The sequence below is a fragment of the Microbacterium aurantiacum genome (assembly GCF_002872075.1).
Lineage (GTDB): Bacteria > Actinomycetota > Actinomycetes > Actinomycetales > Microbacteriaceae > Microbacterium > Microbacterium aurantiacum_A.
The window spans coordinates 237,037-243,972 of record NZ_PGGU01000007.1; the positions used below are offsets into that span (position 1 = coordinate 237,037).

The window sequence follows — 6,936 nt, forward strand, 5'->3', positions numbered from 1 at the left end:
TCCTATCAGGTGGCGGGGACGCGGAGGCTGAGAAGTTCTCTGGCGTGTGTGAGCGCGGCGTCGGAATCGGTCAGTCCGGACAGCAGTCGCGCCATCTCGGCCTCCCGGTCCTCGCCCTCCAATCGGCGCACACTCGACGCCGTGACCGCGCCATCACTGGCCTTCACGACCGAGAGGTGATTCGATGCGAAGGCGGCGACCTGGGCGAGGTGGGTGACGGCGATCACCTGCGACGATTCCGCGAGCCGGGCGAGTCGCCGGCCGACCTCGATCGCGGCGGCGCCGCCGATGCCCGCGTCGACCTCGTCGAAGACGAACGTCGGCACGGGGTCGGTGCCCGCGATGACGACTTCGATCGCGAGCATGACCCGCGACAGCTCACCGCCCGACGCACCCTTGGAGACCGCGCGCGGTTCGGCACCGGGGTGCGGCGCCAGCAGGATCGACACGTCGTCGCGCCCGTGGACGCTCTCCGCGCCCGTGCCGACGGCGACCTCGAGACGCGCATCGGGCATCGCCAGCGCGTGCAGCTCCTCGGTGACGGCGGCGCCCAGACGCGCCGCGGCCTCGGTTCGTGCCGCCGTCAGCCGGGCCGCCGCGTCGTCGAGCACGGTCCGCGCGGCATCGCGTTCGCCTTCGAGCCGTTCGATCCGCTCGCCGTCATCGTCGAGCTCGGCCAGGCGCGCTGAGCCGGACTCCCACAGTTCGAGAGCTTCGTCGAGGGAGCCGTGCGCCCTGATCAGCGTCGTGAGGGCTGCACGGCGCTCCTCGACGGCGGCGAGCTCATGCGGACCCGTCTCGTCGAGGTCGGCGAGGTAGGCCGACAGCTGGCCGGCCAGGTCGGCGATCCGGTATCCGACATCGGCCAGGCTCTCGGCGATCTCCGCGAGCTTCGGGTCGGCTGCGCGCTCCAGGGCGCGTCGTGCCTCGGCGATGAGCGCCGAAGCGTCGGCATCCCCCTCGTCGCTGGAGAGCGAACCCCGGGCGAGGGCTGCCGCGAGCCGCAGCTCCTCCGCGTTGGCGAGCCGCTCGGCGCGCTCCGCGAGCGCGGTGTCCTCCCCCGCTTCGGGAGCGGTGGCCTCGATCAGCGCGAGCGCCTCTCGGAGCCTGTCTGCTTCCTCGGCACGCCGATCACGATTCTCGGTGATCTCCGTGATCTCGGCGTCGAGCTCGCGCCAACGTGCGAAGGCGGACGTATAGGCGTCGAGGCACGAGGCGACCGGCGCTCCGCCGAATCTGTCGAGCGCATCGCGCTGCTCCGTCGAGGAGCGCAGTCTCAGCTGCTCGGACTGACCGTGCACGACCACGAGTTCCTCGGCGAGGGCGGAGAGCACGCTGGCGGGAGCCGCACGGCCACCGACGCTCGCTCTGCTGCGTCCCTCCGCGCTCAGGGTGCGGGACACGTAGAGTTCCGCGACTCCGTCTCCTGCGGGTTCGAGTTCTCCGCCCGCATCCGCGACGATGTCGGCGATGTCTCCGGCGGACGGCACGATCCACACTCCGGCGACGGATGCCTGGCCTGTGCCCGCGCGCACCGCACCGTAGTCGGCACGCTGACCGAGCAGCAGCCCGAGGCCGGTCACGACCATCGTCTTGCCGGCGCCGGTCTCGCCCGTGATCGCGGTGAACCCCGGCCCGAGCGGCAGCACGGCGTCGGCGATGACGCCGAGCCCCTGCATCCGCATCTCCTCGATCACGAGGCGGTTCCGCTGTTCTGTCCGCGCCAGCCGTCGACAGGCAGCTGGAACTTGCGCACGAGGCGATCGGTGAAGGTCGAGGGATGCAGTCGCGCGAGTCGCACCGGGCGCGAGGAGCGTCGGACGACCACACGGGCGCCAGGCGGCAGGTCGTGCGAGCGCCGGCCGTCGCACCAGAGGATGCCGGAGCCGTCGGTGCGCTCGAGCATCTCGATGGCGACCGAGGCGTCCGGGCTGACGACGAGCGGCCTCGCGAAGAGGGCGTGTGCCGACAGCGGCACCACGGCGATGGCCTCGACGCTCGGCCAGATCACCGGTCCCCCGCCGGAGAAGTTGTACGCGGTCGAACCGGTCGGCGTGGACACGACCATTCCGTCGCAGCCGAAGGTCGACAGCGGGCGTCCGTCGATCTCGAGCACCACCTCGATCATCCGCTCACGGCTGGCCTTCTCGACGGTCGCCTCGTTGAGCGCCCAGGTCTCGTAGATGACTGCCCCGGCGACATCCTTCACCCGCACCGACAGCGCCATGCGCTCTTCGACGTCGTAGTCACGGGCGATGACGCGCCCCACGGCGTCGTCCATGTCGTCTCGTTCGATCTCCGCGAGGAAGCCGACGTGGCCCATGTTGATGCCGAGCACGGGCGCTCCGCAACCCCGGACCAGTTCGGCCGCGCGCAGGATGGTGCCGTCACCGCCGAGGACGACGGCGAGTTCGAGATCGGCCTGCGCCACGGTGTCGCCGAGCACGTCCACGTCGGCGAATCGGTCGTCCACAGCCGCGAGCTCGGCACGGTCGTCACCGGAGAGGACGGGACGTGCGCCGGCGCCACGGAGAGCCTCGACCACGCGAACTGCCGCCAGGACCGTGTCCTCCCGGCCCGCATGGGCGACGACCAGGATGTTGCGCTCGTTCATCGTCCCCCCGCCAGTGCGTTGATTCTCTCGGTCCATTCTGACGGATCGGATCCCCGCCCCGGTGCAAGGTGCACGAGGTACTCCGCGTTGCCGTGCGTGCCGAGGATCGGCGAGGGCACGATGCCGAGCATCCCGAGGCCGACGTCCCAGGCGCTCCACACCGTGCGGGCCACGGCATCCGCTCGGGTCGCCGGGTCGGTGACGAGGCCGCCGCGCACCGCGGTGCGACCGACTTCGAACTGGGGCTTGATCAGCAGGATCACGTCGGCCGCGGGGGCCGCCACCTGTGCGACCGCGGGCAGCACGAGTTCGAGCGAGATGAAGGAGAGGTCTCCGACGATGAGGTCGGGCAGCGCGGACTCCCCCGTCGCCTCCGCGAGATTCCCCGGAGTCATGTGGCGGACGTTGTATCCCTCGACCTGCGTGACCCCGGGGTCTGCGGCGATCGAGGGAGCGAGCTGGTCATGGCCGACGTCGACGGCGAGCACCTTCCGGGCTCCCCGCTCGCGCAGCACCTGGGTGAAACCGCCTGTGGATGCGCCCATGTCGAGGGCGAGACGGCCGTCGACGTCGATGCCGAAGCCGTCGATCGCCGCGATGAGTTTGTGCGCGGCGCGCCCGACGTAGTGGTCGGCGCCGGCGACGGTGAGTTCGGCGTCGTCACGCACCGGCGTGGACGCCTTGACGACGGGCCGCCCGTCGACGCTGACCAGGCCGTCGGTGATGAGCGCGGTCGCGTGGTTCCGGGAGCGGGCGAGGCCTCGTGCTGCGAGGGCGACGTCGAGACGCGTCATCGGGATCCCGGGGTCTCCCGCTGTTCGAGCTTCGCCCCGCCCTCGAGCCGGCGGGAGAGCTCATCATGCATCGCGGAGTACGCCTCGGCCCGGTCGGCGAGCGGCTGGCCCTCGATCAGGCGCAGACGACTCCACAGACCGTCGGTCGGCGCGCTCGTCGTATCTTCGCTCACGGCTTCTACTGTACGCGGAGGTGCGGACAGCAGACGGTGCCACGACGTCGCGGTGCGGACGCGGGGTTCAGGGCCGGTGGAACGGATCGGCGTAGAGCTGCTCGGGCACCCGCAGCACGAACACCGCCGTGCCGGATGCCCAGATCGCGGCCGCGCCGGCGCGGAGGAGATCGATCTGCGAATCCCCCGCGGCGATGATCTCGACGTCGGCCCCCGAGACGCGCACAGCGGCACCGTTCACGTGAAAGACCCCGTCCTTCTCGAGCGTCTGCGGGTACGGCTGGTGCAGTTCCCGCAGGTCGCTGAGGATGAAGGTGGGCCGGGACTCAGCCGGGGCGGCGAGCACGTGCTTGGGCCGATCGATGCCGGTGAGGACCAGGGCGGAGTCGATGCCCGCCCGGACGGCGCCGAGGATGTCGGTGTCGAGGCGGTCACCGATGAACAACGATTTCTGGGCGCCGAAGCGTGCCGTCGCCTCTTCGAAGATCGGGACCTCGGGCTTGCCCGCGACGGTGGCGAGCCGGCCGATCGCGGTGTGCACGGCCGACACCAGGGTTCCATTGCCCGGTGCCACACCGCGCTCCTGCGGGATGGTCCAGTCGGTATTCGTGGCGATCCAGGGGATGCCGCCGTCTTCCTCCGGCACCTTCAATGCGAAGGCGGCCTCGGCGAGGTCGGTCCAGGCCACCTGCGGGGCGAAGCCCTGCACGACGGCAGCCGGGCTGTCTTCGGCGCTGCGCGTGACCGAGTAGCCGGCCTTCTGCGCCTCGTCGACGAGGCCGTCGCCACCGACGATCAGGATCGTCGCGGGCGGGGGCACCATGGTCGTCAGCAGGCGCATCGCCGCCTGCGGGCTCGTCACGACGTCGGATGCCGCGACCGCGAGGCCGAGGCTCGACAGGTGCTCCGCGACCGACGCGTCGGTGCGTGAGGCGTTGTTGGTGATGTAGCCGATGCGCGCCGTCTCGGCTGCCTTGTTGAGGCTCGCGACCGCGTGCGGAAGAGCTCCCGGTCCCGCATAGACGACACCGTCGAGATCCGCGAGGACCGTGTCGACGCCGTCCAACGGCGTGGGGGCGGGGCGTTTCTTGGAGAACAGCGCCATCACGCGTCCCGCTCCGGCGCCTCGGATTCCTGCTCACCGGTGGTTTCGCCGTCGGAAACGTCGTCGTCAGTTTCGCCGAGAAGCTCGCGGACCTCGTCCTCGACCGTGGGCTCGGCGGCGGGGGCTACGACATCTTCTACGGGTTCTCCGTCGACGTCCGATTCATCGGCAGCTGCGTCGTCCGCAACAGCAGCATCCTCGTCGACAGCATCAACCGCGTCGTCCGATTCGGCGAGGACATCTTCGGTCTGCGTGTCGTCGTCGGGATCTTCATCGAGGAACTCGTCCTCGATGAGGCCGTCCTCCACGATGATCTCCTCGTCGCCGCCCTCGTCGATGCCGAGCGCGGCTGCGGCGACGTCGGCACGAGTCATCCAGAACGCGGCCTCGTCGGCACGCCCGAGGTCCTCGAGCACAGCGGCGCGCGCCGCGAACAGCGCCGGGCTCCACTCGAACGCGCGATCCGGGTCGAGCTCGGGGATCTCGAGCTCGCCGAGCGCCAGTTCCAGGTCGCCCTGATCGAGGCGTGCACCGGACATCGCGATGGCCAAGGCCACTCGCACCGGTGTCGCCAGAGCGGAACGATCGACAGCGCGCCCGGTCTCGAGCGCGCGATCCGGCCGGCCGATGCCGCGTTCGCTGTCGACCATGAGCGCGATCTGGTCGTCCTTGCCGGAGATCCGGCGATAGGTGCGCAGTTCGCGGAGCGCGAGGGCGAAGTCACCGGTGGCATACGCCGTGATCCCCAGCGTCTCGCGGACGATCGCGATGCGGCCGGCCCGTCGGGATGCGGCCAAAGCGTGAGCGTGAGCGAGCTCTGGGTCCTCGTCGATGAGTTGAGACGCCATCACCAGGTGACGCGCCACCTCTTCGGCGTTCTCCTTGCTCAGCGTCTTCAGCTCGTTGCGAGCAGAAGCATGCAGGTCGCGCCCGGTGACCTCTTCGGGGACCTCGGGATCGTTCGAGCGCGGACGCTCGTCTGCAGCCTGGATCGGACGCGTCCGGCCGGTTCCCCCGCGCTGCGGGTAGGAGCGGCGGTCATCGTCGCGGCGCGGTGCGCGGTCTCCGCGGTTGTCGCCGTCACGACGGAATCCGCCTTCACGGCGCTGAACGCCAACCCGGCGAGGGCCGCCCTCGCGGCGCGGACCATCGGATCGAAATTCGCCCTCGCGACGCGGAGCGCCGTCGGATCGGGTCGAGCTGTCTCGGCGCGGAGCGCCGTCATAGCGGGGTGCGCCATCCCGGCGCGGCCCGTCGTCGCGGCGCGGAGCGCGGTCGCCACGGTTGTCACCATCACGACGGAATCCACCTTCACGGCGCGGGGCACCGCCGGATGCGGGTGCGTCGGAGCGGTAGCCGCCCTCGCGACGCGGGGCACCGCCCGATCGCGGTGCGTCGGAGCGGAAGCCGCCCTCCCGACGCGGAGCGCTGCCGGATCGCGGTGCGTCGGAGCGGAAGCCGCCCTCACGGCGCGGAGCGCCATCGGAACGGGGAGCGCCGTCACGGCGCGGACCGTCGTCGCGGCGGGGGGCGCGATCTCCACGGTTGTCGCCGTCACGACGGAATCCACCTTCACGGCGCGGCGCCGCATCAGAGCGGTAGCCGCCCTCACGACGCGGGGCGCCTCCAGAACGAGGCGCGCCATCACGGTGCGGCGCGCCGCCGGAACGAGGCGCACCATCACGACGAGGAGCATCGTCACGGCGCGGAGCGCGGTCGCCACGGTTGTCACCGTCACGACGGAACCCGCCCTCACGACGCGGAGCGCCGTCGGAGCGAGCACCGGCCTCACGACCCGGGTTGGCGTCGCGACGCGGAGCGCCCTGACCGTACCCGCCGTCACGACGCGGAGCGCCGTCACGGCCTCCGGCGCCGGAGGCTCGATTGTCGCCGTCGCGACGAGGTGCACTGTCGCGACGAGGCGCATCAGATCGACGGGGAGCACTGTCGCGACGGGGGGCCCCACCGTCGCGGCTGTTGCTGGATCGTCCGCCAGAAGGGCGGTCTCCGCGCGACCCGCTGTCGTCGCGACGCGGTCGGCGCTCTTCCTCTTCCGGCATGATTCTCCCTGTATCCCTGATTCTGTTGTTAACGCGAAATGGCCACCCAACGATGGGTGGCCATTTGCTTAAAAGAAGTCCGGCGGTGTCCTACTCTCCCACAGGGTCCCCCCTGCAGTACCATCGGCGCTGTGAGGCTTAGCTTCCGGGTTCGGAATGTAACCGGGCGTTTCCCTCACGCTATGGCCGC

Annotated in this window: 7 protein-coding genes and 1 rRNA gene; all 8 read right to left on the reverse strand. The window is 70.8% G+C overall.

The window, feature by feature from the left end:
- Nucleotides 1-5 precede the first annotated feature (5 nt).
- On the reverse strand, nucleotides 6-1,697 hold the full coding sequence (recN, locus tag CUR96_RS08085) for a DNA repair protein RecN (protein ID WP_102192788.1): 1,692 nt from the start codon (nucleotides 1,695-1,697) through the stop codon (nucleotides 6-8).
- A complete protein-coding gene (locus tag CUR96_RS08090; RefSeq protein ID WP_102192789.1) occupies nucleotides 1,694-2,614 on the reverse strand; it encodes an NAD kinase in 921 nt (306 codons plus the stop codon). The genes recN and CUR96_RS08090 overlap by 4 nt, the downstream gene beginning before the upstream one ends.
- The gene (locus tag CUR96_RS08095) at nucleotides 2,611-3,408 is read right to left on the reverse strand and encodes a TlyA family RNA methyltransferase (RefSeq protein ID WP_102192790.1); all 798 of its coding nucleotides are present in this window, start codon (nucleotides 3,406-3,408) and stop codon (nucleotides 2,611-2,613) included. Before CUR96_RS08095 ends, CUR96_RS08090 begins: the two co-directional genes overlap by 4 nt.
- Nucleotides 3,405-3,581, reverse strand: a complete 177-nt coding sequence (locus CUR96_RS18585) for a hypothetical protein (RefSeq protein ID WP_180968972.1) — start codon at nucleotides 3,579-3,581, stop codon at nucleotides 3,405-3,407. The genes CUR96_RS08095 and CUR96_RS18585 overlap by 4 nt, the downstream gene beginning before the upstream one ends.
- 67 nt (nucleotides 3,582-3,648) lie before the next feature.
- Complete coding sequence (locus CUR96_RS08100) at nucleotides 3,649-4,686, reverse strand: HAD-IIA family hydrolase (RefSeq protein WP_102192791.1); 1,038 nt, start codon at nucleotides 4,684-4,686, stop codon at nucleotides 3,649-3,651.
- Nucleotides 4,686-5,552 (reverse strand): hypothetical protein, encoded by an 867-nt coding sequence (locus CUR96_RS08105; protein WP_245861132.1) that lies wholly within the window; start codon nucleotides 5,550-5,552, stop codon nucleotides 4,686-4,688. The genes CUR96_RS08100 and CUR96_RS08105 overlap by 1 nt, the downstream gene beginning before the upstream one ends.
- A gap of 29 nt (nucleotides 5,553-5,581) precedes the next feature.
- Nucleotides 5,582-6,652: a hypothetical protein gene (locus tag CUR96_RS08110; RefSeq protein WP_102192793.1), complete on the reverse strand. Its 1,071-nt coding sequence runs from the start codon at nucleotides 6,650-6,652 to the stop codon at nucleotides 5,582-5,584.
- A gap of 171 nt (nucleotides 6,653-6,823) precedes the next feature.
- Nucleotides 6,824-6,936, reverse strand: a 5S ribosomal RNA gene (rrf, locus tag CUR96_RS08115); the annotation flags it as partial.

What these genes read in the sequence shown, in the direction of transcription:
- CUR96_RS08090 (WP_102192789.1), bottom strand. Translation starts at nt 2,614, where the DNA reads ATGAACGAGCGCAACATCCTGGTCGTCGCCCATGCGGGCCGGGAGGAC.
- CUR96_RS08095 (WP_102192790.1), bottom strand. Translation starts at nt 3,408, where the DNA reads ATGACGCGTCTCGACGTCGCCCTCGCAGCACGAGGCCTCGCCCGCTCC.
- CUR96_RS08100 (WP_102192791.1), bottom strand. Translation starts at nt 4,686, where the DNA reads ATGGCGCTGTTCTCCAAGAAACGCCCCGCCCCCACGCCGTTGGACGGC.